Source organism: Parasphaerochaeta coccoides DSM 17374, from assembly GCF_000208385.1.
GTDB classification, from domain to species: Bacteria; Spirochaetota; Spirochaetia; order Sphaerochaetales; family Sphaerochaetaceae; genus Parasphaerochaeta; species Parasphaerochaeta coccoides.
On the sequence record NC_015436.1, the window covers coordinates 1,772,940 to 1,796,311 of the forward strand.

A 23,372-nucleotide genomic window follows, 5' to 3' on the forward strand; every position below is an offset into this window, starting at 1 on the left:
CGACTGGGTACAGCCGGGTTCGTTGTTGTCGTTCCGATGACTGAGCCATTCCAATCAATCGGAGACCATCTTTTATTGATCATAGACGGCCATTTCCCATAAAGACTATTCTCCCATAAATGACAGCAAATCGGGAAATTATTGATATTCAGGATTTCTTACATAAGAAGTACTTCTCCCCCCACCTTGACTGAATATATATCCTTCTTCCTTGAGCCTTTTGAGTGCCGCCTCGACAGACGAGCTTTTTATGCTGGGACACAACTCCAAAATTTCCATTTTGGTGAATGTACCCACTCTTTCGTTGACAGCCTCCCTGACAATATCATAGGGGGTACTCTTACGGTCGACAGAGCCAAGCCTATTTTCAAAATCCTTGTAGCAGTTCAGGACGATGCCCAGAAAATATTTGATGAAGGACGTATAGTCATTCCGCCCCTCATGCCAATCTGTAGAAACCTGTCGGAGCGCATCATAGTAAGACGCCTTGGTCTTCTCAATCTTCCTCTCTACACTGATATATTTACCCACCATGAAACCACTCTTATACAACAGCAACGTAGTGAGAAGACGGCTCATACGGCCATTGCCATCATTGAACGGATGAATACACAGGAAATCACAAATGAATATCGGAATCAGGATGAGAGGATCAACCACCTGCTGCGCAATGGCCTGCTGGTAGCTTCTACAAATCTCATCAACTGCATCCGGTGTCTCGTAGGGTTCACGTGGTGTAAATCTCGTCAAGGTTGTCCCATCGGCATGAAACTCATTAATGAAGTTCTGCGTATTCTTGAATTTGCCACCGAAGGACTTGTCAGTATATGATAAAAGATCACGATGAAACTGAAGAATAACATGTGGCGTGAGCGGAATGAACTCGTAGCTCTCATGGATTGTGCTCAGGACATCCCGGTATCCAGCAATCTCCTGCTCGTCACAATCTCGTGGAGTACTCTTCTCTTGAACCAGTTGCCGTATCCTTGTACGTGAAGTCCCAATACCTTCAATCTTATTCGAGCTTTCAGTACTCTGTATCCTCGCAACTTCAACCAGGCGTTCCACTTCAACAGGCTTTTGTCTGATGTACAGTTCTTGCTTTCCCTTGTGCTCACGTATGCTGGAAACATATGAGAGGATGCTGCTGCTCCATGAACTTTCCTTTAAGTTTGTATAATTGAATTGACGCATTTTTCTCCCACTGTTCAGAATTATCTCCCATATAATACCATAGTATGGGAGAATAGCAGTGTCCGTAGGAGAAAAACATACGGTAGAGCCTCCCCTCCCCAATGCATGTTGAAATGCCGAGAAACATCCATGCTATAAAGATGATGATTTCCCGCTACCCTTCATTACCCCACAAATCAGAACATTTATTTAAAATGAAAAAAATTATAGCAAAGTCTCAAAAACATGATAAAAAAAATTGACAAAGATATTACTAATGTTATTATTAGATTTATAATAACTGTTTTACAATGAAGGAAAATGAGGGTGATTATCTCCTTTGAATCTGTAAAACGGCACTGTCAAGGAGGGCATGTGGAGTTCCCCATAGAACAAAAAGTGAAAAAAACCGGAAAACAGTATCTCCCCTTCTTTTCCTTTCAGTCTGACCTGAAGTTCCCCCATACATATGGCATCTTGGATACTCCCAATTCCTACCGTCTGGATTGCGCCTTCACGGATCTTCGCTTCTCTTTGCAAATCCTTTAATTCTCCCTATTGCACATAATCAGAATATTAAAATGAAGGAGGTGAAGTTTTTAACACGGGCAATAACAAGTTCTTGGTTTTGTGTTGGAAATAACGAAAAACAAAAGGTGGTATTATGAAAAAGATTCTTACTATTCTCGCACTGTTGGCTATCTGCATGCTGACAGTAGCAGCTCAAGGTCGGATAGACAACACTCCATCGTACACAATTGACAGCGCTGATGTTATACTGAACCGTGGCCCTATATGGAGACCCTCATCTCCGGTCTTTGAGGAAATTGGAGCTTCTGGAATTTACCAGTCTCTTTCCAGGATTGGCAAATATGCAAGCTTTGCAAGTATCGGTGCCCACCCGGATGATGATGACTCAGGGATGTTTGCTTATCTCACCAAAGCTGAGCAAGTCAGGGTAGCAAACGTGATTGCAAACCGTGGCGAGGGCGGACAAAATGCAATTGGTCCTGAACTTTACCAAGGGCTTGGCGTCATTAGGACGGGAGAACTGCTAGCAGCCAGGAACATTGACGGAGCCGAACAATATTTCTTGAGTGCATATGACTTTGGCTTCTCAAGAAGCGGAGACGAAGCTCTTACTTTCTGGAATCAGGAAAACCTGATTGGTGATATAGTCCGCTTCATCAGGACATTCCGTCCTCAGGTAGTATTGAATCATCATGGGAACGAATACGTCACTGTCACTGGACATGGTCAACACCAGGGAATGGGGAAAATCGTACCTATGGCTGTAGCTGCGGCCGCCGACCCTAACGCATATCCAGAACAAATCAAGGAGGGTTTGTTACCATGGACTGTTTCCAGAGTTTTTACCAGAGGTGAAGGAAATACCATTATTGACCGTGGTACTTTTGATCCTGTAATAGGTCGGTCATATCAACAGATTGGTACTGAGGGACGCTCTTATCACCGCACGCAGAGCATGGGAAACATACAGGCGTTAGGTTCATCTACAGCCAATTTCAAACTTCAGGAGTCAGTCTCTCCATTCACTGAAGACCCCAAGACCTTCTTTGATGGGATTGACACAACTCTGACAGGAATTGCCGACTTGACGGGAGATGAGGAAGGCAAGATTCCTTTCTTGAGAGTCGGACTGGAAAAACTCAATCTTGAGAGTGAACGAATCTTGGATTCCTATAATCCAAAATATCCTGAATTGATTGTTGCAGACCTCGATCTGATGTTGTCCCAGTTCAAGACACTGCACAGACAAATCTGGGAGAGCAAACTCTCCACGGTGAAAAAAGATTATGTCATGCAGGCGCTGGAGCGCAAGATCAATGAAACCGAACAAGCAATGATCAAAACTTCCGGGGTGATTCTGGAAGCCTTTAGTGCAAAATCCCTCTATACAGCCGGAGACAATGTAGAAGTGAACTTTACTGTCTATGCAGTAGGCAAGACTCCCGTGACCGTAAAGAAACTTGCAGTGCATGCAGACAAAGGGGATACCGTCGAAAAGCAAGTGGATGCCGTCATCCAGAACAATGCGGTCATCAAAGAATCCGTAAAGCTGACAGTTGATGACAGAACCCCTGTTTCCAGGATATTCTGGTCGACAGATGGTAAAGTCCTGACATTGGAGGACTCTGATCCTGCTATGATTATCCAACCTTTCAGAGATTATCCGCTCGTTGGATACGCACAAGTGCAAATCGGCTCGGCCATAATTAGTCTGAAGCAGCCTGTACAAAACCGAATACAAAATGTTGTCATTGGAGAAGAAAGAACCTATGCCGCAGTAGTCGCTCCTTTTTCTGTCGCAGTGAATCCCAAAAACATAATTGTCAAGGCATCCCCCTCCGAACAGACGATTGACTTGCAGATTTCTGTCACCGCAAACAAGGCAGCTGAAGTTCAGCTGGAAGTTGATACGGTTGCAGGAATCCACATTGTCCTTGAGCAAGAGACCCTCTCCTTCACAACTGCGCAGACAAGCCAGATTGTCAATGCAAAGCTGGTTATCCCCGGAAATTTCAAACAAGGCAAATACCCTGTTTCCGTAAGTATTACAGCAGAAGGGGAAAAGTATACTGATGGCTATGCAGCTATTCATTATCCACATGTTGAGAAACATTATCTCTATTCATCAGCAACCAGTAATCTCTCAATCATTGATGTCGATATGGCAAAGGATGTGAGAATCGGCTATGTACAGTACAATGATACCATTCCAGAGTACTTGGAACAGGTTGGGATAAAAATTGACATTCTTTCACCTGAGTTCATGGAAATGGGAAATTTTGACGATTACGATACAATAGTCATTGGGCCTTTGGCATATGAATTCCGAAGCGATCTGGTCAACAACAATGCCCGACTGTTGGACTGGGTATCCCGTGGTGGTGTACTCATGGTTCAATATACTCGAGTGAAGTGGAATAGTCTGAATGTAGGACCATACCCCTCAACTATTGGGAGCTTGAATCGTGTAACCGTTGAAGAAGCGGAAATAACAGTACTGCAACCAGAACACCCGATTTTCAATTATCCAAATAAAATCACTACTTCTGACTTTGAAGGATGGATACAAGAAAGAGGACTTTATTTCTTTGAGAGCTGGGATGAACATTATCTTCCCTTGCTGGCTTGTCAAGATCCCGGTTTCCCACTTCAGAAAGGCGGTTTGATGGTAGCGGAATTAGGGAAAGGGCTTTGGATCTACAATGCCTATGCCTTCTTCCGCCAGATTCCTGGTGCCGTCCCAGGCGGATATAGAATATTTGCGAATATCCTCTCACTGCCAGCATCTCTGAAATAGTTCTATGCAGCACCAATGAAAGCCGTCCAGCAAATTCCTGGGCGGCTTTCATCATCTTTCATCATTTTGGATATAGGATAATCACCAGATTATTGCGTCTGCGGCCGCATGTCCTCTCTGGTTCATTACGCGAATGCTCGTATTGTCATTCAATTACAATCAGCAGCAAATTTTGTTAAAACAATCCCGCACCCATCCGCCCCAATCATCGCCCTCACATCTTCTTGTATTCGGCCAGGATTTCCTCAGCGGCTTTTTTCCCGTCCGCGTAGAACAACAGCGTATTCTCCTTGATGAACAGTGGATTCGCTATTTCAGCGAAACCAGGACTGAGGGAACGCTTTACTACAATGACAGTACGCGCCTTTCCGACATCCAGCACCGGCATACCGGAAATAGGATTCCCCTCCTCATGAGCCAAAGGATTGACGACATCATTCGCCCCTATGACGACAGCAACGTCAGTCACCGGGAATGTCGGATTAATCTGTTCCAGCTCCTTCAGCTTGTCATAGGGAATATTCTCCTCAGCAAGCAACACGTTCATATGCCCAGGCATGCGGCCAGCAACAGGGTGAATGCCAAACTCTACCTCGATATCATCCTTCTCCAGTGCCTCGGAGAGCATCCGCACCGGATTCTGGGCACGGGAGACAGCCATGCCATATCCCGGTATGAACACTACCCTGTTCGCGCTCTTGAGAATCATTGCAATCTCCTCGGCATCGGTCGTCTTCACCTTTCCCGCGTAGATATCGACTGCCTGTCCCTTCTCCGCGTCCTTTCCCCCGACACCGCCGAAAATAACATTCGCCAGAGAACGATTCATCGCCTTGCACATGATTTGCGTCAGGATTATTCCGCTTGCACCGACAATTGCGCCGGAAATGATGAGAATGGTGTTGTCCAGCACAAATCCAGTCGCGGCGACCGCCAGGCCGGAATATGAATTTAACAGAGAGATGACAATGGGCATGTCCGCGCCGCCAATGGATATGGTGAGAAGAATGCCAAGGAACGATGAGAAAAAGATCAGCAGCCAGAGGTAGATGAGTTTGCCAGGATACATCACCATGCCGACCATGGAAGCCACGGCAGCAAGCATCACCAGAACCTTCACCACCTGATCACCCCGGAACTTCACGGCATGCGTAGTGATTACCCCTTGCAGTTTCCCGGAAGCCACCATTGATCCCCAGAAAGTCAGCGCACCGATAAAGACAGAAATAACTATGGAGACGATGAACTGCGTGTCAAAGACGAAGACCCCCGCGTTCAGTTCAAGTGCCTTCATGATGATTACATCAAGGAACGACACCACTGCCACCAAGAGCGATGCGATTCCTCCGAATCCGCTCAGAAGCCCTACCATCTGAGGCATTGCAGTCATCTTTACCTTCAACGCCATCCATGTCCCCACAATGCTCCCCAGCAGGATTCCTCCGAGAATCCACAAAGGATTGAGCATGTCATACGCTATCACAGTCACAAGGACAGCCAGGAACATCCCCACGGCACCCAGCAAATTTCCTCTCACTGCCGTATCAGGGCGGGAAAGACCTTTGAGTCCTATGATGAAAAAAGCGGCGGCGACAAGATAGACACTGTTTACCAGGATGTTCATTTCTTTTCCTTTTTCTTGAACTTCTCAAGCATGCGGTGAGTGACGACGAAACCGCCAACGACATTGATTGTCGCAAAGAATAGAGCGACAGCACCCAGAACCATGCAGAGCCTACTGTTACCTGAACCCGTCGCAATGAGCGCCCCGATGATTGTTATGCCGGATATAGCGTTCGTCCCGGACATCAGAGGCGTATGGAGCAACGGGGGAATCTTCGTGATAAGTTCGTATCCCAGGAAAATCGAAAGGACAAATATGATGATGAGGTAGACAAGATTCATGCAATACCCTCCTTTGCTCCGGATGAAATCCGAAGTGTGTCTTTCCGTATGATGCCATCGGCGACCACAAGCGTAGCATCGATGATTTCATCTCCTCTATCCACGGCAAGGTTTCCTGCTGAATCAAAAAGGTTCTTTACAAAGTTCTCAATGTTCCTTGCATAAAGAAGGCTGGCATTGCGTGGCACAGTGGATACAATGTTCGCCGGAGCAATGATGGTTACGCCATGCGCCATGATGGTCTTCCCGAACTGCGATAGTTCGCAGTTGCCTCCATGTTCCGCGGTCAGGTCAACAATGACCGACCCCCACGGCATGAGGGAAACCATCTCCTCGGTGACCAGGACAGGAGATTTCCTTCCCGGAACGGCGGCTGTAGTTATCACAATGTCGCTGTCCTTCAGGACATCAGACAGAAGCTCACGTTGCTTCCGGTAGAAGTCCTCTCCCAGTTCCTTTGCGTATCCTCCGGAGCCTTCGCTATCATCTGTATCAAGTTTCATCTCAATGAACCGGGCTCCCAGGCTGTGTACTTGGTCTTTCACAGCGGGGCGCACGTCATACGCACTGGTCACCGCGCCCAGACGCCTCAGTGTCGCTATTGCCTGGAGTCCGGCCACTCCCACTCCCAGGACAAACGCATGCGCCGGGGCTATCGTACCCGCTGAGGTCATCAGCATGGGCATGAGTTTGGGAAGTGTATCAGAGGCAATGAGCGCCGCCTTGTAGCCGGAAAGATTCGACATTGACGAAAGCACATCCATGCTCTGGGCACGTGAAATACGCGGGATAAGCTCCAGCGCATACACTCTGGCGTGAGCGCGGGCATATGATTCGTAGATAGGATGGGGAGCGTAAGGTTCGGTGAGTCCAATGACGAACGCGCCTTTTTTCAGAAGCGCGACATCTTTTTCATATGATTCATCATGGTTATTGCCGCCGCCCCTCACGACGAACAGGATATCCGCCTGCCGGAACACTTCCTGACGCTCAACGACGGAAGCCCCTGCCATGGCATAGGCGGCATCGGAAAATCCGGATTTCTCCCCTGCTCCCTGCTCGACCATCACGACATGTCCCGCCTTGCACAAGCTTGTCACAGTCGCAGGAACCGTCGCCACGCGATTTTCTCCTGGATGATTTTCTTTTGGGATACCGAAATACATATTCTCTCCTAATCTTGTCGTCCGGGGTGAAAATGATTTGTGAATCATATATGTGCCTATATAAATAATAATCCATAAAATACAGTCAAGCCACTATTTTTCTTATAAATTGCAGTTATGGTTTTTTAATACGCGTCAAAGTGTAAATAATATCCAATAACAGAAATAAGTGCATGCGCGAATATGATGCCAAAAAAGACATCACGACCATTCTGGCGGCATCCGCCATCCAGTCAAATGATGAGTTCGTATGTATGTCTTGCCTTCAACCAAGGATTTTCCCAGGGTTCATGATCATCTGCGGATCCAACGCTTCCTTCACAATCCTGTAAAGCTCATATTCCTCAGCAGGAATCAATTCTTTCAAATACCTTTTCCGCTTCAATCCTATTCCATGCTCACCGCTTATCTTGCCGCCGAGTTCCCGCACTATGAAGGCGTACAGTTCCCTCAAGATTTCAGGTTCAATGATGTTCCAATGCTCAATGTTGCTTTCAGGATTCTTGACCAGCGTCGCGTGGAGATTCCCGTCCCCCGCATGTCCGTAACAAGGAATGGTGATATCATATTTTTCAGAAAGACGGGAAAGTTCAGGCAAGACATCAGCAATGGAACCCATGGGAACAACAATGTCTTCAAGGCTCTGCACCGGGCTATATACTTTCAGAGCTTCCGCGATATTCCTGCGTACAGCCCAGATACGTTCCTGGGTGTTCCTGTCTTCCGCAATATAGACCTCCATTGCCCCATGCTCATTACAGATATCACCAATGGCAATCATGTCCCTTTCTACCTGTCCTTCATCCGTACCGTCAAGCTCAATCAACAACATCGCCCCGACACCTTCAATGGGAAGTGTCTCATTCAAATACACGCAGGACATTTCAATGGAAAGTCTGTCCATGAATTCCATGCTGGTGGGGATGATACCTTTGGTCATGATGACCGGGACGACATCAATCGCTTCCTGGGCAGTCTTGAACGACACAAGAAGATCAGCCTTTACCACAGGCAGCCCGATAAGTTTGATGATGGCCTTCGTTATGATTCCGAGCGTCCCTTCGGAACCGATATACAATTGCTTGAGATCATACCCGGAAACATCCTTGGTCACTTTACCACCGAGCCGGACGACATCTCCGTGGGGAGTCACGACCTCCAGAGCAAGGACATAACGTCCGGTGACGCCGTATTTCACGGCTTTCCCGCCTCCGGCGTTCTCCGCTATGTTTCCTCCAAGAAAACATGTCTCAAGACTCATGGGATATCCGGCAAAGACCAATCCGTGAGCCTTCACCTGCTCGTTCAGTTCATTGGTGATGACCCCAGCTTCCGCCGTCACCGTAAGGTTTTTCTCATCTATTTCCAGCACCTTATTCATTTTTTCCAACGAAAGAACAATCCCGCCGAATACAGGTATCGCCCCACCGGAAAGCCCTGAACCTGCTCCACGCGGAGTCACCGGAATCCGTTCACGGGACGCAAGTTTCATAATCAGGGCAACCTGCTCAGTGTTCAAGGGAGTAACGACGACCTCCGGCATATGGGCATAATGCTCAATGGATGTCTCATCATGGCTGTAGGCTTCCATCCTGTCCTTGTCATACAGAACATTATGGGAACCAAGTATCTTCACGAGTTCTTCCACCAAGGCAGGGGTTACTGTCGCATACATGTTCATGTGCTTCCATCCTCCAGGACAAAGTCCAAGGCCAAGTCCAAGGCCAAGTTCAAGCGCCTGAGCAGTTCCGGAACAATCTCAAAAAGGTCTCCCACCAACGCGAAGTCCGCGACGCGCAAGAGATTCGCACGCTCGTCAGCGTTGATCGCCACGATGCATTCCGCCGTCTTGATACCTGCCATGTGCTGTACCGCGCCGGATATCCCTATTCCCATGTAAAGCCGCGGGGAAATTGTCTTTCCGGAAAGCCCTACCTGATGCGGATATCCCTTCCATCCCCTGTCCACGGCATCACGGGTTGCCCCGACCTGACCGCCAAGCGCATGGGCAAGGTCTTCAATCAAGCGGAAGTTCTCTTTTTTCTTCAAGCCCTTTCCCCCTGCCACCACAATTTCAGCTTCCATGATTGAGCCCTGATCAGAATGTTCCTTCCGTGTCCCCAGGACGGTGACTCTTTCATCCTGCCATGCAGGGTTCCAGGGCACACGGACGATTTCTCCTTTACGGGAAGAATCGGCGGGAAGATGCCGTATGGATTTTGCCCTGACCGTAGCCATCTGAGGGCGATGCTCAGGTGTCTTTATCGTAGCCATGATATTGCCGCCGATAGCGGGTCGTGTCTGAAGGAGGTTCCCGCTCTTTTCCTCAATGGACAGCTCGGTGCAATCGGCAGTAAGGCCGGTTCTCAGCCGTACCGCCAGAGCAGGAAAGATGCTGCGTCCACTCGTCGTAGCTGCGCCAAGGAATATTTCAGGCTTATGTTCCTCGGACAATCCGGTAAGGATATTGACATATACTTCATGACCCGACCATCCGAGCTGTTCATGGGTAACGACATATACACAATCAGCGCCATAAGTGAACAGAAGTCGGATCTCATCATCCGGGATGTCACCGATTACGACCGAACAAAGTTTGCAGCGCAAGGAATCCGCCAGAGTCCTCCCCCACGCGAGAAGCTCATAGGAAACATCCTTGAGCGTAGTTCCGTGGCATTCAGCCAAAGTCCATACGTCATGCATGGCGACCTCTCTCCTGTCCCGGCAGATGTCCTGGTAGATGCCCTGGCAGATGTCCCAACAGATTTTTGTCCTTCAGAAACCGCAGAAGCTGATCGACAGCATCGCTTGCGGGAAATTCTTCCGAAACCTTCACTATGGTGGTGTTTCTCGTTATTTTGGGCGTTTCAATCCTTACTACCCGTGTGGGAGAACCTTTGAGTCCAAGAAGGGAGGGATCGGCGTCCAATGTCTTTGCATCCCACACGGGAATTTCAGCATGAAGTGTCCGTTTTTTTCCTGCCAGAGTGGGAAGGCGCGGGACGACAATCTCTTTTACGACCGTCAGAACCGCGGGAAGACGCGCCCGAACCTTCTGATATCCTTCTTCGACAAGACGTTCCACGGTGATGTGAGTTTCCTCGACCTCAAGAAGTTTTGCCGCATACGTGACCATAGCCATGCCGAGCCACGCGGCCAAGGCGGGACCGACCTGTCCCGTATCCCCATCCGTCGCATGCTCGCCTGTCACAATGAGATCCACATGCTCCAGTTTCCTGATGGCACAGGCAAGCGTATAAGACGTGGCACATGTATCCGCGCCACCGAAAGCCCTGTCAGAAAGATGGACGGCATCATTGCATCCCATGGCAATGGCTTCTTTAAGAACCTTGGATGCTGCGGGAGGTCCCATGGTCAACGCCGTGACCCTGCCGCCAATCTGTTCCTTGATGCGCAACGCTGTTTCCAAGGCATAGAGATCCAAGGGATTGATAATTGCCTCCGACCCGGAACGTATCATGGTTCCCGTTTCCGGATCCATCTTTACATTGCCTGTCTCCGGAACTTGCTTGATAGGCACGACAATATACATTGTCCCTCCTTGCCATCATATTCGGCATGTCTGATATACAAGTGAATTTTTCTCACCGCATGATGGGAATTATGATCAGTAAATAAATTTTTGACCGTAGCTATTTTCATGCGTTCCCTTTCAGGTTCAAGCCGCATATCGCCCGCTTCGCCTGGGGAATAAGGGCTGAAGACATTGACAGTTCATCAACCCCCATGCGCAGGAATTTTTCTGCCAGGACTGGATTACCCGCCGCTTCTCCACAGATACTCACGGTAATGGAACGGGCTTTCGCATTGGCGACAGTCTGTCTTATTAAGGACATGACAGCAGGATTTTCAACATCGTACCAGGATGCCACATCTTCATTCATTCTGTCGGCTGCCAGAACATACTGCGTCAAATCATTTGTCCCTATGCTGAAGAAATCAACATGCTCGGCCAGTTCCGCGCTCAATACCGCTGCCGCCGGAGTCTCCACCATGATTCCGAAAGGAATGGAGTCACGGACGGCAATCCCTTCTTTTCTCAAATCCATTCTTACGTACTCAAACAATTCCTTCGTTTGTATAATCTCATCAAGCCGCGAAACCATTGGAATCATTATCCTGAGATTGCCAAAGACGGACGCCCTGCCCAAGGCGCGGAGCTGAGTGATGAACATTTCCTTATGGGTCAGGCAGAGACGGATTGCACGCAACCCCAATGCCGGGTTTTCTTCCTTCTTCGTGGGGAGATAGGAGACCTGTTTATCCGCCCCGAAATCCAAAGTCCGTATGACGACCTTCTTGTCTCCCATGCCTTCAAGGACTTTTCTGTAGGCTTCGACTTGTTCGTCCTCTGACGGAGGAGCCGACCTTTTCATGAACAGAAATTCAGTCCTGAACAGTCCGACTCCTTCCGCGCCGTAAGATAGAGCCTCATCCACTTCTTCAGGAGAACCGATATTGGCAAAAACAGGAACATGTCTGCCATCCTTGGTCACTGCCTTACGTTTTCCTATGCTTCGCAACTCCTGATCTTCACTCTTCTGGGCGTGGATACGTTTTTCATACCGCCCTGTCATTTCTTCATCAGGATTGACAATCATAGTCCCGGCCTCTCCATCTACAATCACACGCTCTGATTCAAGGACGGCTGAGCAGGCTCCCCGCGCGGAAATGATACAGGGTATTCCCAATGAACGTGCGAGAATGGCAGCATGGGAAGTAACTGACCCTTCTTCAAGGACAATTGCCATGATTTTTTTGCGATCCATGCTCATTGTTTCACTCGGAGACAGGTCTGATGTTATGAGGATAAAAGGAATGGCGCTCTCCGGAATCATGTCCGTCTTCCCTGTCAAGCGGGAAACCAACACCCTGCCAATATCCAAAATATCGTCTTTCCGTGCCCTCATGTACTCGGAATCAAGCGCCGCAAACTCCGCGGCAAGAGCTTCCGCCGTATGCCAGACAGCATGTTCTGCCGTTGCTCCGGATCTGATGGCAGATGAAACAGAGGAAAGAAAGTCATCATCCTCCAGCATCATCAGATGTATGGAAAACACCTGTGCATGATCTTCTCCCGCTGTATCCACAGCCATGCGGAAAGTTCGCTCGATTTCTTTTCGGGCATCCTCCAATCCTTTTTCAAAGCGAATCAGCTCTGCTTCCACAGAAAGGGATGACGCATGAGAAACCCCAAGGGAATCTGTCTTGCGCCACACAATACCAGGCCCCATGGCGACTCCGGAAGATATTCCTTTTCCATCAACTGAATGCATGAGAACACCCCCTCTCCTTCACATGTTTTGCTGGCAATATGTCTCCAATGCCTGGCAGTCACTCTCCTCATGCTCTCCTTCCAGGGAGACTGTAATGACCTCCCCTTTCTGGATATCAAGTTTCATCAAGGAAAAAAGTTTTTTCAAATCAGCGCTTTTCCCTTTCGCCGAAATCGTCACATCAGAGGAAAGACTCTTGGCGAATGCTACCACCTGCCCTGCGGGTCTGGCGTGAAGCCCGTTTTCAACCGTAACCGTATGTGTGAAATTCTTCATTTTCCCTACCGTCCCCCGTCCTATATCCCCTGTCCTATACCCTATGTTCCATTATCAAACTATCATCAAAATTTCTGTAGCTGCTGTAAGAAACTGGTTCCGTTCTCCGTAGGAGAAAGTTTGAAATAATCTGTGGCGGTCGCGCCAACATCAGATAATGTCTTCCGTATACCTATGCAGCCGGGATGGAAGCCCGCGCAATGAATCATGAGAGGAACATATTCACGCGTATGATGAGGATGCCCTATGGTAGGGTCATTACCATGGTCAGCCATCACGACCAGAATATCCCCATGATCCATGAGACGTATGATTTCGCCTATCTTCCGATCCGCCAGACGAAGTATCCGGGCATACTTTTCCACGCTTTCCTGATGTCCCGACAAATCTGTTTCCTGGACATTGCAACAGATGAAACCTTCAGGATATGTCTGGATCACTTCAATCATCTTGTCCAGGACAGCTTCCGTCTCGACTATGGAAAAACTATGGCCGAAAGGATTCTGAATGACATCGGCGGCTTTCCCAAGGAGAATTGACGGCAGCCCCGCGCGGCCTATGATTGAAGGAGCCTGGACATCAGGATTTACCCCGTACCCCATATGAACGCAATGATAATCATTGTCGTATACTCCGGACTCCGGTGCGTTTATGCCTATATAACCGTTGTCATGTTCCTCAAGAGCAGAAAGTATTTTCTCCAACGATGTATTTCTCCCCCCGAAAGTGATGACACGGGGAACAAGGGATACACTGCGTACCAGACGACCTATCTTCAGTTCTTCTTCAAAGGAAATAAAATCCAAAGCACCCGTCACATTGAACGCTTGGCCTGGATCACATTCAATGTTGTCCGCTACTGTCACCGCATCGTTGACAATCAATATCTTTTCCTTCTCTCCGGCGTATTCCCTGACGCGATATCCCTTCTCCTGAAGAACACTGCGCACCGTATCAATTTTATTCTTGAACGGCTCGCTGAAAGGTGTCCTATACTTCGTGCCCACAATTTCCTGATGTCCGAAGAACGTGTCAGCGCCATGATGAGTGAGTGTTCCTTTTCCATAGATGGCTGAAGGACTGATTTTCATGTTCTCACTCTCCCGTCCCGTTATGTTCATCAGGCCAAGCTGCTCCAAGACGGGAAGTTTGATTTCAGGCAATGCGTCAAGAATATGACCCCATGTATCTGATCCTATGTCCTGCGGTCTGACCTGTGGGACATCAGGCATCTGGCCTACTCCGAAACCATCCAGAACTATGATCATGAATCGCTTCATTTACTTTACCTCGTTTTCATGGCCCCGTTTTTTATAGCCTCATTCCCTGCCCCGAATTTTTTGCCCCGATGAAGTGAATATCCCCGAAATGCGCGGCATTCCCTGTGACAGGCCGGTCATGAGAGCTACCGAGCTTCTGGTGACAAACATCTGTGTACGGAAAGACATGATGACGCTCTCAGAAACAGGATGGAGTCCTTCCAGCGTGAAATAGTAATCTATGTTCTCCTCTGCCGGAGGACGGACGGGAACCACACGGCTTTCACGTGTGTCACCAACCAAGGCAAGCCGCATATGGGAACGCCGGTAATGACCTCCTCCATAACAGAAGGACATTCCGCCCTCCGTATGGGAAACCTCACTGACATAGACGATGCCAGGAATTTCCGCACAGTTTTTTTCCGCATGCAAGGGCGTAGTCCCGGTCAAGCCATGACCAGGTTCGCCATGTGTCCCTCCAATCTGATGTATGAGAGGAATGGTGTCGGAGCATGTGGCACTGGGAAGATTGACTTGGGAGACAGGAATTCCCCTGTCCCGTAACCAGGCTGCGGCTTTCACTACAGTGGAGGAATTATGCGTAGGAAAGATTGTCCCGCGCTTTTCGTCATATAAGAAACAGGGGAAAGCCGTTACACCGGCAATATGGACATGGGGGAGCTTACGCAGCGAACTTACCACTTCCGGCAGGCTTGCAAGCGAAAAACCGCCAGTCTGTCCGGGAAGGCAGATATCTCCATTATCCATGACCCGCAGCATCACCTGCTGCTCCATATGAAGGTGCGAGCATATATGTTCGATTTCCTGAGCCTTTTCCAGTGAATATATGGTCATTATCTCAGGACGGGCGGAAAGAATCTTCGGAAGCGTTGCCTTCGGAGTCTGCACAAGATGCCCGACATTCCCAAGCGGGATTCCCTGGTCTACATACTCAAGAGCTTCCCGATAGTCCACAGCCACAGCTCCGGCATAGCCCATGTCTGTCAGAAGACGGGCAATGACGGGGTTATGTCCCACCTGCTTGAGCATGAAATAAAGCGAGACAGACTCGGCGTCAGCTGTTTTCTTGAGGTTTTCAGCATTAAGGGCAAGCCTGTCCATGTCAATCACATACGTATCAGGGAGAAGCTCCCCTTTTTTATGAAAGAAAATCGCGGCATCGACCAGACTTGGATTCAACTCCATGACTTTGTTGAGGAACATAGGCAGATCATTCCTTGTCTTTCAGGACAGTAGAGAGCGACTCCGTCAGAATGCGGAGAACCGTATCAGCGCCGGATCTCATGGGGTTTATGCGAATCGTGTTCTTTTCCATGCCCACACAGGCTTCACGGAATGTACCGGACACTCGGTAGAACATCGGAGCAAACTCATATTTTGACTCACTTCCCACGGGATATGGCGCCACGCCATATTTTTCCGCGGTTTCCAGGAGCTTATCAGCAATATTTTCTTCAAATTCAACAAGTATGACTCGTGACTGGGCGTTGGCAATGAATGCTTTCCTCACCCCGTGGACTTCCCCCGCATTGAGCCTGCGGAGTATCTCATCAGTCACTTCCGCCTGAATAGCAAAGGAAACAGGCGCATAAACGAATCCCCGGAGTACCTCCATTGCTTCAGGTCCTTGAACCTGGCTTCCGCCGGAATAGCACCGGGAACGGATGAGCCGGACATATTCCTGACGACCGACGACAATGCCCACCCCTTCCGGCCCCAACAGTTTGAAGCTGGAGAAACAAGAAACATCCGCCCCTTCCTGGCAGCTTCCCTGGCAGCCTATCAAAGGAATTTTGAAGACTGCATAGTTATCATCGGTAAGGATTGCAATTCGCTTGTCAGCGGCTTTGATGCATGAGATGACATCATGCGCATCATAGGAATCATCCGGTTTCTGACGCGTGACCTGTACAAGCGCGGTCGTTATGTTTGTCCTGGCGCGAAGTACGGACATGAGGGCATCCTTGTCGTTGAAATCAACGGTGACCGTCTCCGCTTTCATGGTTGCCAACGTGTCCTGCGTCGTAGGATAGACAGGAGCATCGTGGAGCAACAGGACACCGGTGTCCGGCAGCATGGAACCGAGCGCATACCGGATTGCGCCAGTCCCAGCCCCTCTGACCAGAACCGCATCCTCCGCACCGAAGATGGCGGCTATAGCCTTTTCTACCCGCCGAGTCTGACGGGGGCCGTGGGATGAAGGGTCAATCCCGAAATCACCTGCTGACAACAATTCTTTCCCGGAAAAATGACGACAGGCACAGTCCACTATATGGAACTGGAGACGTTTTGCATCTTCAAGGGACATGGATTCCAATGGGTACGTCTTCATTTTTGTCAGTTCTCCTCGAACCTATAGACCCTTTTTGGGTTATCATGAAGCATCTTCTTGAGATCAGCCTTATTGATTCCCGCTTCCACCAGCAGAGGAACGAAGGTTTCAAGCAAGTAAGAATACCCAAGCCCTCCATTGGCTTTAAACTGCGACTTGCGCGTTATATCCATTGACATGACAATCTGTCCTGAATAGCCACGCGCACACAACGTGACCAACCAGTCCTTCCGTTTCTCGTCAGGCATGTAATTTTCTTTACCGATTGTATCGAACGCAATAGTGACTCCCTCATCCATAAGCCTGACCATGTATTCAAAATCTCCGGACAGGTCTACATGACTGATGACCACATGGGACAGGTCAACGCGCATGGTCTTGAACAAAGCCACCTGTTCCATCCCCAAGGTACCGAGCGTCGTATGTGTCGCGATGGCCGCGCCAGTTTCCAGGTGAGCTTTCGATGCCGCGCGGAATATTTTCTTTTCCAAGTCTGAAATGGCGTTCCTGTCCGTACCTATTTCCCCTATGAAAGATGCTTTGACAGAAGTGTCGTCAATCCCTTGTGTCAACTCACGGATCATCATGGCGGCAATGGAAGGCTCATCAAGTTCATACGCTTCTTCCGGCAGGAATGGCTCCTTGTAATACCCTGTACCATGGAGGATGTTCAGTGACGTCCTCCGGGCTACTTCCTCCACATACATGACATTACGACCCATTCCCTTATTCGTCATGTCTATGATGGTGGAAACCCCCAGCTCCCGCAGCCTGGAAAATTCCGCTATGGTCTGTTCTTTTTCATCCAGTCTGCAATCATCGGTTTTCTTGACTCCTGAAAGGTCTATCGTCGTATGTTCATGAGCATATACACAAGGAAAAACATCATTATTCATTTTCTTTCTCCTGCCGGAATGAAATAATCTTCACTGACATCGTTGAAACCCACGGGAAAATAGTGCGCGGGATTGGATATGTACAAAGCTGTCATATCATCCTCAGGAACTACGAATAAGCGGGCGGCACACAACATCCTGGCAATTTTCTCCGGCGTTGATTCACAGATGAGAACAATCCCGGAAGCAAATTCATGGGAAGGCACAGCAATGGCGGATGCTCCTGCCATGGTAACGACACGGAGCAGTCCCTTTTTCCCTGCCCGTTGCAGAATCCGGGTTCTTGCGTCCCAATGCCCGAAAACAGAGTCTCCGAACCCAGCGACATCCACCGGCCCTTCATGGGCGATGATGGCGTCACATGTCGGCAGCACATCCTTCAAGAACTCAATGAGAGGCATCCGCGAATCATATACATCGGGACAGGAGAGAGAATGGAATTTTTCTTTCGCGAAACTTTCCATTACCAAAACTGAACTCCCGTCCCTGTCAGAGGTGTCAGAGGATTCCGGAACAGGAAAGACAGAAGCCATTTCCCTGGTGTTCTTTTCCATGTCTGCCATATCGAGGTCAAGGACACATGAGACAACACGAAGCAGTTCATCATAATCCCTCGTGATGAATCCTACCGAGGGACGGAATGATATACCATCCGTCGAAGTTCGGGAAAAACGCGACAGCCATTCTGATTCTATCAAAGGACTGATGCACGCATACAGGTTCAAGCATAGCGCAGGGGCAAGGACAGATCCTCCTCCGTCCGTACCAATTCCTATGTCATTGATGCCAATACGGACATTGATGGCAGTGCCGCTTGAAGATCCTGTCATTGGCCTGCCGGTGACAGGATTGCGAAGGAAAATATCAATAGCCCGCCCTCCATGGCTGGCAACATCTAAAGTATGCAGCCTGTACGATCCTCCCTTTCTCAACTTTGACATGAGAGTGGGAGGAATTTGCACACGGTTCTTCACTCCGACATACCTGACATCCTCATCCTCCATGATTCTTCCAAAATCCGCCAGGATGGCCGGATGTACCTCATCCACGGAGGAATAAGGATTCTTCAAAGCAAGAAAAGTCTTTTGTGCATACATGGCCGTACGGCTACTGTTCATTACGTTCTCCATTTCATGCGGTTCAGGCCAGCCATTCCGGCACAAACCGCATGAATGACAGATTTCCCCTTATCATCACACCGGGTATAAGCCAATGATATGAAGGATGTTCACAAGGATTCCTACGGCAATTGCGCCGATAGGTCCAATGGCAAGTTCAACAATAGGTTTCTTTGCAAACTTGTTCAGCAAATACATTCCAATGATGACAAAGAGTCCGAATCCCGGAGCAATTGCCTGGGCAGCCATCATACCGCCGATCAGCAAGGCAATTTCCAAGACGCGACTCATGGCGGTCCTTATGTTGTCACCGCATTTCCGTACCCCTGGGAACTTGTCAAGCAACTTTGCTATGTAAGTGAGCAGCAGGACTTCAAGGACAATGATTCCAGCACCAAGAATGAGGGCAATGATTGGATTACGTACAAGGAAACCTATTACGAATACAAAGGTCATTCCTACCGGACCATATACGCCCGTGGTAATCGCAGTCGTGGCTATCAACGGGATGAAGCCAATCGCACGTGCCAGCGCCGTCATAGCTGCATTTCCCAGCTCTCCATTTGCCGCAAGACCCAAGCTGATAGGATCACCGGCTACAATGGAAAGGCTCGTCGCACAGGCGACAAGACCGCCCATGACAGCAAGATATGGGATGTTCTTGCGGATGCGTGATACTTTCTCACTGAATACGGCGACAAGCTGTTCGTTAGTCGTTCCCGCGCCTTCCTTATCCCGGACTGCATACACAACCAGGAAAACCATGCCGGCGAGCAAAGCCATTCCGTCCTTGTTCAGGGATATCGTATACTCGCCCATGGGGAACGATCCGAAAACCGTGACTATCTGGCGGATAAGAAGTGTCACGCCCGCTGTAAGAATACCCTTCTTGAGACCATATTCCAATGCAACGGCTACTGCGGGGAAAATTGCGAACGCAATGGTAATCGGAGTGCTGACCTGTCCAAGGGAGCCAAGGAAATTAATCGGCAGCTTGGAAAAAAGATCAACAATGAATTGCAACCCAGCGACAAGACCGACTCCATATAACGCGCCCAGACCACCGGCGATGATCATGCCTTTCTTGCCCTTTCCGCAGAAAGTGCCAATGATATCCGTCCCCAGCAAGATGCTATGGATGAGGATGATTGTCGAAGTCAGCGAGACGGGGATTCCAAATCCGATTACAAGTCCGAAGCTGATTGCAAAGGATGTTGCCGCAAGGGCTTTCCTGTCCATCCTCCCTTCCAGGTATTCAGGAAGTATCGGACGAAAACCATCATTGAATACTGCTACTCCAGTATTCGAGAGCACCGATGCCAACGCTCCCATTAATGCTATGGTGATATACTGAATGACCATAGACTCCTCCCTCTTTTTTTCGATTCCAGTCAGATAAGCAATTCACAATGCATATGAAAGAATGATTGGAACTACTTTCCCAATGTCTTGAGCAGTAAACCCAAATGCTTTTTTACCTGCTTCAACCTCCTTTTTTATTTCTTCGTCACTCTTGATGCTCCCCGGCATGGACACAGTACAGCATGAACCCAGTCCCAAGATGGCTATAGCCAAGGCGAGAGCTCCTCCACCCCCGGTGCTACAAGCTCCCAGGTATATGTCGGCAGCTCCTGTCCTGATTGCCATGGCCGCATCAATGTCGCTTTTTATTTCAACGGTCGCCCTGTCGCCGGCAATTTTCCTTGCCAGAATGGCGATCTCCTGTTTATCCATCTGTCCTCCGACCACAATCTTCTTCATTCCATCCTCCTCAAGAATCCTGTAGCTTGGAAAGCAAGACGCCGACGTGTACGCATAGATAGTCTTTCTCTGTTTCCGGCAACTCCGGAATGAAACGCACAATGTCTTCTACCAAAAACCGTGCCCGTGGGTACTCAGGTTCAGACTGGCTCTCCTCCAGGACTTCAGATGCCAAAGGTTGTACCGCCTCTCCCTTCCCTGTTCTTTCCAGCGCAATGCACAGATGAGTGATGAAGCCCGCCCCATTTTCTTCTGTAAGCGTTACCCCATGGGCACGGGAGAAATGGGCAATGACATCCTTGACTACCTTGTAATTCCTGGCAGAAAGAACTCCTGAGTCCAGAAGCAGATCCATGCGCGTAGTGATGTCCATGACGGCTTTCTCCTTTTTGTTTTCTCTTAGTACTGAGGCATGCATGCACCTGCCATGACTTTTTTCTGGTATTCCAACACCTCGTCAGGATTCAGCAATTCTGCGAGGATACGTGATATGAATGGTTTTCCGGCCAGGTGGATTATGGCTGCTTCAGTATCATCCTGACTAATTTGTTCCAGAGGGAATGAGAAGATTCCATTCTTCCTGGCATCCAGGGCATCGGCATTCCAAATGGTGGCGTCAATATCATTTCCCTTAAGGGCAGGAATAACCTGGTTGTATACTATGGGGACATATGTTACCTGGGTATCACGAAAGAAACGATGTGACAGTATCCTCTGATCCGTAGATGCTTCATCGACACCAATGCGACAGTTTGAAAAATCCTGCGCTTTCAGATTCACTCCGTTCCTGCACGTCACCAGGGCATGCTGATCAACATACGTATGCGGACCAAAATTATGCGCAATGACAATGGGGTACTGTTTTTCTACATAATGCTCGGCGGCAAGGCGGGAGACCACCGCAAAGTCATATCTCTGCTCCAGGATTCCTTCAAGCCGATTATCAGCACCGCGTGAGAAAACAAGGGACGTTCGCATTTTTCCTTTGTTCATGGAAGTACTTATGCCTGTAGCAAGACCTTCATATCTTTTTGAATAGGGCAACGGCATGACGCCGACCAGTGAATTCATGTCACATATGTCAAGGAGGAGCGAAAGATTGAGATCCGTAATGAAGGTTCCAAGGCTTCCTCGTGGTTGGAGCTTTATTGCCCCTTCCTGTTGCAGGAATGAAAGAGTCGTCTGAATTGTTCCCCGTGAAGCATTGAACTGTCGGGACATCTCCTCTACGGTCATGATACGATCCCCTTTTTCCAGACCGCAGAAAGCCGCCGCAACCTGTTGGGTGGCAATTCCGACTTTATTCATCAACTTCTTCTTCAGCACGATGTACAACTCCCTCATAATATACGAAATTTCGTATTTTCTGTTTGTCGTATTTTACCATCACCTTATGAAAAAAGAAAGAAAAAATTGTAGAAATAAAAACCGGAAATAAAAGGGCGGACTTCTTTCGTTGCCCTTCTTCCTCCGTCAAAGATTAAACACCGCAGGCATATTTCTTTCTGCCGGGAAACAGGGTATCATAGTACTGACAGGCACAATACCAGTGCATGATATCAGCGCATGATATCAATGCATGAGAAAACAGAACCGCCAGAATCCATGACATGGGCTGTGCGCGGACAAGAGGAATGAAAATGAAACGGAATTTTGTTTACTATACACCGACGAAAATCATCTTTGGGAAGGGCGCGGAGACTCAGGTCGCCTCCCTTGTGAAAGAACAGGCTTGCAAGAAAATCCTCATCCATTATGGTGGAAACAGCGCCAGGAAATCCGGCCTTCTGGACAGGATACAAGCAACATTGGAAGCGGAGCGCATAGCATATGTAACCCTTGGCGGCGTTGTTCCTAATCCCCTTCTCTCCCTTGTCTACGAAGGGATTGAGCTATGCAGGAAAGAGGGAGTTGATTTCATCCTTGCCGTAGGAGGAGGAAGCGTCATTGACTCCGCAAAGGCAATAGGGTATGGAGTCGCCAATGGCGGCGATGTCTGGGATTTCTTTGACGGACGCAGGAATGCCACAATGTGCCTGCCTATCGGAACAGTCCTGACCATTGCCGCGGCAGGCAGCGAGATGAGCAGTTCCTGTGTCATCACCAAGGAAGATGGTGGTTTCAAGCGTGGATACAACAACGATGCATGCCGACCGAAATTCTCCATCATGAATCCTGAACTGACCATGAGCCTGCCTGACTACCAGACGGCATGCGGTTGCACAGACATCATGATGCATACCATGGAAAGATACTTCAACCAGAGCGACAACTACGACCTTACTGATGGCATCAGCGAAGCATTGCTCAGGGTAGTGATGAAAAATGCCCGGATACTCAGGGACAAGCCGGACGACTATGACGCCAGGGCGGAAGTCATGTGGGCGGGAAGCCTTTCCCACAATGACCTGACCGGATGCGGAACCGGCGGCGGCGACTGGACCACCCACAGGCTGGAACATGAGATAGGCGGCATGTTCGATGTTGCTCATGGCGCAGGTCTTGCCGCGCTGTGGGGAACATGGGCACGCTATGTGTACACGGCTGCTCCAGGGCGTTTTGTCACGTTCGCCGTGAATGTCATGGGCGTTCCGGCAACCGGTACTGACAAGGAAATAGCCGTGAAAGGAATTGAGGCCATGGAGGAGTTTTACCGCTTCATCAAAATGCCCACATCAATGACTGAGCTGGGAATTTCTCCCACTGATGCCCAGATTGAGGAAATGGCCGAGAAATGCAGTGCTATCTTCCCTGATGGCCTCGGTGCTGTCATGTCCTTGAAAAAGGATGACATGATTAAAATATATAGAGCGGCACGGTAAGATTCTTCTTGGCAATGT

Annotated in this window: 20 protein-coding genes; 2 read left to right on the top strand and 18 right to left on the bottom strand. The window is 49.0% G+C overall.

What is annotated here, in order from left to right:
* Positions 1–138: 138 nt before the first annotated feature.
* Complete coding sequence (locus SPICO_RS07655; RefSeq protein WP_013740096.1) at positions 139–1,194, bottom strand: Fic family protein; 1,056 nt, start codon at positions 1,192–1,194, stop codon at positions 139–141.
* A 643-nt stretch (positions 1,195–1,837) separates the two neighbouring features.
* Between SPICO_RS07655 and SPICO_RS07660 the strand changes: the two genes are divergently transcribed.
* On the top strand, positions 1,838–4,501 hold the full coding sequence (locus SPICO_RS07660; protein WP_013740098.1) for a PIG-L family deacetylase: 2,664 nt from the start codon (positions 1,838–1,840) through the stop codon (positions 4,499–4,501).
* Positions 4,502–4,715: 214 nt separating this feature from the next.
* Here the strand turns inward: SPICO_RS07660 and SPICO_RS07665 are convergent, their stop codons facing one another.
* From SPICO_RS07665 to yhfZ, 17 genes are all read right to left on the bottom strand, one after another.
* Positions 4,716–6,125, bottom strand: coding sequence for an NAD(P)(+) transhydrogenase (Re/Si-specific) subunit beta (locus SPICO_RS07665; protein WP_013740099.1), 1,410 nt, complete (start codon positions 6,123–6,125; stop codon positions 4,716–4,718).
* Positions 6,122–6,406 carry an NAD(P) transhydrogenase subunit alpha part 2 gene (locus SPICO_RS07670; protein WP_013740100.1) on the bottom strand — a complete coding sequence of 95 codons (285 nt, stop codon included), beginning with the start codon at positions 6,404–6,406 and terminating at the stop codon, positions 6,122–6,124. Before SPICO_RS07670 ends, SPICO_RS07665 begins: the two co-directional genes overlap by 4 nt.
* Positions 6,403–7,620, bottom strand: a complete 1,218-nt coding sequence (locus SPICO_RS07675; RefSeq protein ID WP_367576180.1) for an NAD(P) transhydrogenase subunit alpha — start codon at positions 7,618–7,620, stop codon at positions 6,403–6,405. Before SPICO_RS07675 ends, SPICO_RS07670 begins: the two co-directional genes overlap by 4 nt.
* A gap of 217 nt (positions 7,621–7,837) precedes the next feature.
* On the bottom strand, positions 7,838–9,253 hold the full coding sequence (locus tag SPICO_RS07680) for an FAD-binding oxidoreductase (protein WP_013740102.1): 1,416 nt from the start codon (positions 9,251–9,253) through the stop codon (positions 7,838–7,840).
* Positions 9,250–10,275, bottom strand: a complete 1,026-nt coding sequence (locus SPICO_RS07685) for an electron transfer flavoprotein subunit alpha/FixB family protein (protein WP_013740103.1) — start codon at positions 10,273–10,275, stop codon at positions 9,250–9,252. The genes SPICO_RS07680 and SPICO_RS07685 overlap by 4 nt, the downstream gene beginning before the upstream one ends.
* The gene (locus SPICO_RS07690; protein ID WP_013740104.1) at positions 10,268–11,125 is read right to left on the bottom strand and encodes an electron transfer flavoprotein subunit beta/FixA family protein; all 858 of its coding nucleotides are present in this window, start codon (positions 11,123–11,125) and stop codon (positions 10,268–10,270) included. Before SPICO_RS07690 ends, SPICO_RS07685 begins: the two co-directional genes overlap by 8 nt.
* A gap of 106 nt (positions 11,126–11,231) precedes the next feature.
* Entirely contained in the window at positions 11,232–12,869 is a 1,638-nt protein-coding gene (ptsP, locus tag SPICO_RS07695) for a phosphoenolpyruvate--protein phosphotransferase (RefSeq protein ID WP_013740105.1), read from the bottom strand.
* A gap of 18 nt (positions 12,870–12,887) precedes the next feature.
* Positions 12,888–13,145: an HPr family phosphocarrier protein gene (locus tag SPICO_RS07700; protein ID WP_013740106.1), complete on the bottom strand. Its 258-nt coding sequence runs from the start codon at positions 13,143–13,145 to the stop codon at positions 12,888–12,890.
* A gap of 65 nt (positions 13,146–13,210) precedes the next feature.
* Positions 13,211–14,413 (bottom strand): phosphopentomutase, encoded by a 1,203-nt coding sequence (locus SPICO_RS07705; RefSeq protein ID WP_215904608.1) that lies wholly within the window; start codon positions 14,411–14,413, stop codon positions 13,211–13,213.
* A 51-nt stretch (positions 14,414–14,464) separates the two neighbouring features.
* Entirely contained in the window at positions 14,465–15,628 is a 1,164-nt protein-coding gene (locus SPICO_RS07710; protein WP_013740108.1) for an alanine racemase, read from the bottom strand.
* Positions 15,629–15,635: 7 nt separating this feature from the next.
* The gene (locus SPICO_RS07715) at positions 15,636–16,757 is read right to left on the bottom strand and encodes an aminotransferase class V-fold PLP-dependent enzyme (protein WP_013740109.1); all 1,122 of its coding nucleotides are present in this window, start codon (positions 16,755–16,757) and stop codon (positions 15,636–15,638) included.
* Between the two features lie 5 nt (positions 16,758–16,762).
* On the bottom strand, positions 16,763–17,653 hold the full coding sequence (locus SPICO_RS07720) for a phosphotriesterase family protein (protein ID WP_013740110.1): 891 nt from the start codon (positions 17,651–17,653) through the stop codon (positions 16,763–16,765).
* A complete protein-coding gene (locus SPICO_RS07725; RefSeq protein WP_013740111.1) occupies positions 17,650–18,771 on the bottom strand; it encodes an amidase family protein in 1,122 nt (373 codons plus the stop codon). The genes SPICO_RS07720 and SPICO_RS07725 overlap by 4 nt, the downstream gene beginning before the upstream one ends.
* 75 nt (positions 18,772–18,846) lie before the next feature.
* On the bottom strand, positions 18,847–20,133 hold the full coding sequence (locus tag SPICO_RS07730; protein ID WP_013740112.1) for a YhfT family protein: 1,287 nt from the start codon (positions 20,131–20,133) through the stop codon (positions 18,847–18,849).
* A gap of 42 nt (positions 20,134–20,175) precedes the next feature.
* Complete coding sequence (locus SPICO_RS07735) at positions 20,176–20,532, bottom strand: DUF2620 domain-containing protein (RefSeq protein WP_013740113.1); 357 nt, start codon at positions 20,530–20,532, stop codon at positions 20,176–20,178.
* Between the two features lie 10 nt (positions 20,533–20,542).
* Entirely contained in the window at positions 20,543–20,905 is a 363-nt protein-coding gene (locus SPICO_RS07740; RefSeq protein WP_013740114.1) for a PRD domain-containing protein, read from the bottom strand.
* A gap of 26 nt (positions 20,906–20,931) precedes the next feature.
* On the bottom strand, positions 20,932–21,858 hold the full coding sequence (yhfZ, locus tag SPICO_RS07745) for a GntR family transcriptional regulator YhfZ (RefSeq protein WP_052295858.1): 927 nt from the start codon (positions 21,856–21,858) through the stop codon (positions 20,932–20,934).
* A gap of 314 nt (positions 21,859–22,172) precedes the next feature.
* Between yhfZ and SPICO_RS07750 the strand changes: the two genes are divergently transcribed.
* The gene (locus SPICO_RS07750; protein ID WP_013740116.1) at positions 22,173–23,354 is read left to right on the top strand and encodes an iron-containing alcohol dehydrogenase; all 1,182 of its coding nucleotides are present in this window, start codon (positions 22,173–22,175) and stop codon (positions 23,352–23,354) included.
* Positions 23,355–23,372: the final 18 nt, after the last annotated feature.

Coding starts and splice junctions, on each gene's coding strand:
- SPICO_RS07655 (WP_013740096.1), bottom strand. CDS start 1,194: ATGCGTCAATTCAATTATACAAACTTAAAGGAAAGTTCATGGAGCAGC.
- SPICO_RS07660 (WP_013740098.1), top strand. CDS start 1,838: ATGAAAAAGATTCTTACTATTCTCGCACTGTTGGCTATCTGCATGCTG.
- SPICO_RS07665 (WP_013740099.1), bottom strand. CDS start 6,125: ATGAACATCCTGGTAAACAGTGTCTATCTTGTCGCCGCCGCTTTTTTC.
- SPICO_RS07670 (WP_013740100.1), bottom strand. CDS start 6,406: ATGAATCTTGTCTACCTCATCATCATATTTGTCCTTTCGATTTTCCTG.
- SPICO_RS07675 (WP_367576180.1), bottom strand. CDS start 7,620: ATGATTCACAAATCATTTTCACCCCGGACGACAAGATTAGGAGAGAAT.
- SPICO_RS07680 (WP_013740102.1), bottom strand. CDS start 9,253: ATGAACATGTATGCGACAGTAACCCCTGCCTTGGTGGAAGAACTCGTG.
- SPICO_RS07685 (WP_013740103.1), bottom strand. CDS start 10,275: ATGCATGACGTATGGACTTTGGCTGAATGCCACGGAACTACGCTCAAG.
- SPICO_RS07690 (WP_013740104.1), bottom strand. CDS start 11,125: ATGTATATTGTCGTGCCTATCAAGCAAGTTCCGGAGACAGGCAATGTA.
- ptsP (WP_013740105.1), bottom strand. CDS start 12,869: ATGCATTCAGTTGATGGAAAAGGAATATCTTCCGGAGTCGCCATGGGG.
- SPICO_RS07700 (WP_013740106.1), bottom strand. CDS start 13,145: ATGAAGAATTTCACACATACGGTTACGGTTGAAAACGGGCTTCACGCC.
- SPICO_RS07705 (WP_215904608.1), bottom strand. CDS start 14,413: ATGATCATAGTTCTGGATGGTTTCGGAGTAGGCCAGATGCCTGATGTC.
- SPICO_RS07710 (WP_013740108.1), bottom strand. CDS start 15,628: ATGTTCCTCAACAAAGTCATGGAGTTGAATCCAAGTCTGGTCGATGCC.
- SPICO_RS07715 (WP_013740109.1), bottom strand. CDS start 16,757: ATGAAGACGTACCCATTGGAATCCATGTCCCTTGAAGATGCAAAACGT.
- SPICO_RS07720 (WP_013740110.1), bottom strand. CDS start 17,653: ATGAATAATGATGTTTTTCCTTGTGTATATGCTCATGAACATACGACG.
- SPICO_RS07725 (WP_013740111.1), bottom strand. CDS start 18,771: ATGAACAGTAGCCGTACGGCCATGTATGCACAAAAGACTTTTCTTGCT.
- SPICO_RS07730 (WP_013740112.1), bottom strand. CDS start 20,133: ATGGTCATTCAGTATATCACCATAGCATTAATGGGAGCGTTGGCATCG.
- SPICO_RS07735 (WP_013740113.1), bottom strand. CDS start 20,532: ATGAAGAAGATTGTGGTCGGAGGACAGATGGATAAACAGGAGATCGCC.
- SPICO_RS07740 (WP_013740114.1), bottom strand. CDS start 20,905: ATGGACATCACTACGCGCATGGATCTGCTTCTGGACTCAGGAGTTCTT.
- SPICO_RS07750 (WP_013740116.1), top strand. CDS start 22,173: ATGAAACGGAATTTTGTTTACTATACACCGACGAAAATCATCTTTGGG.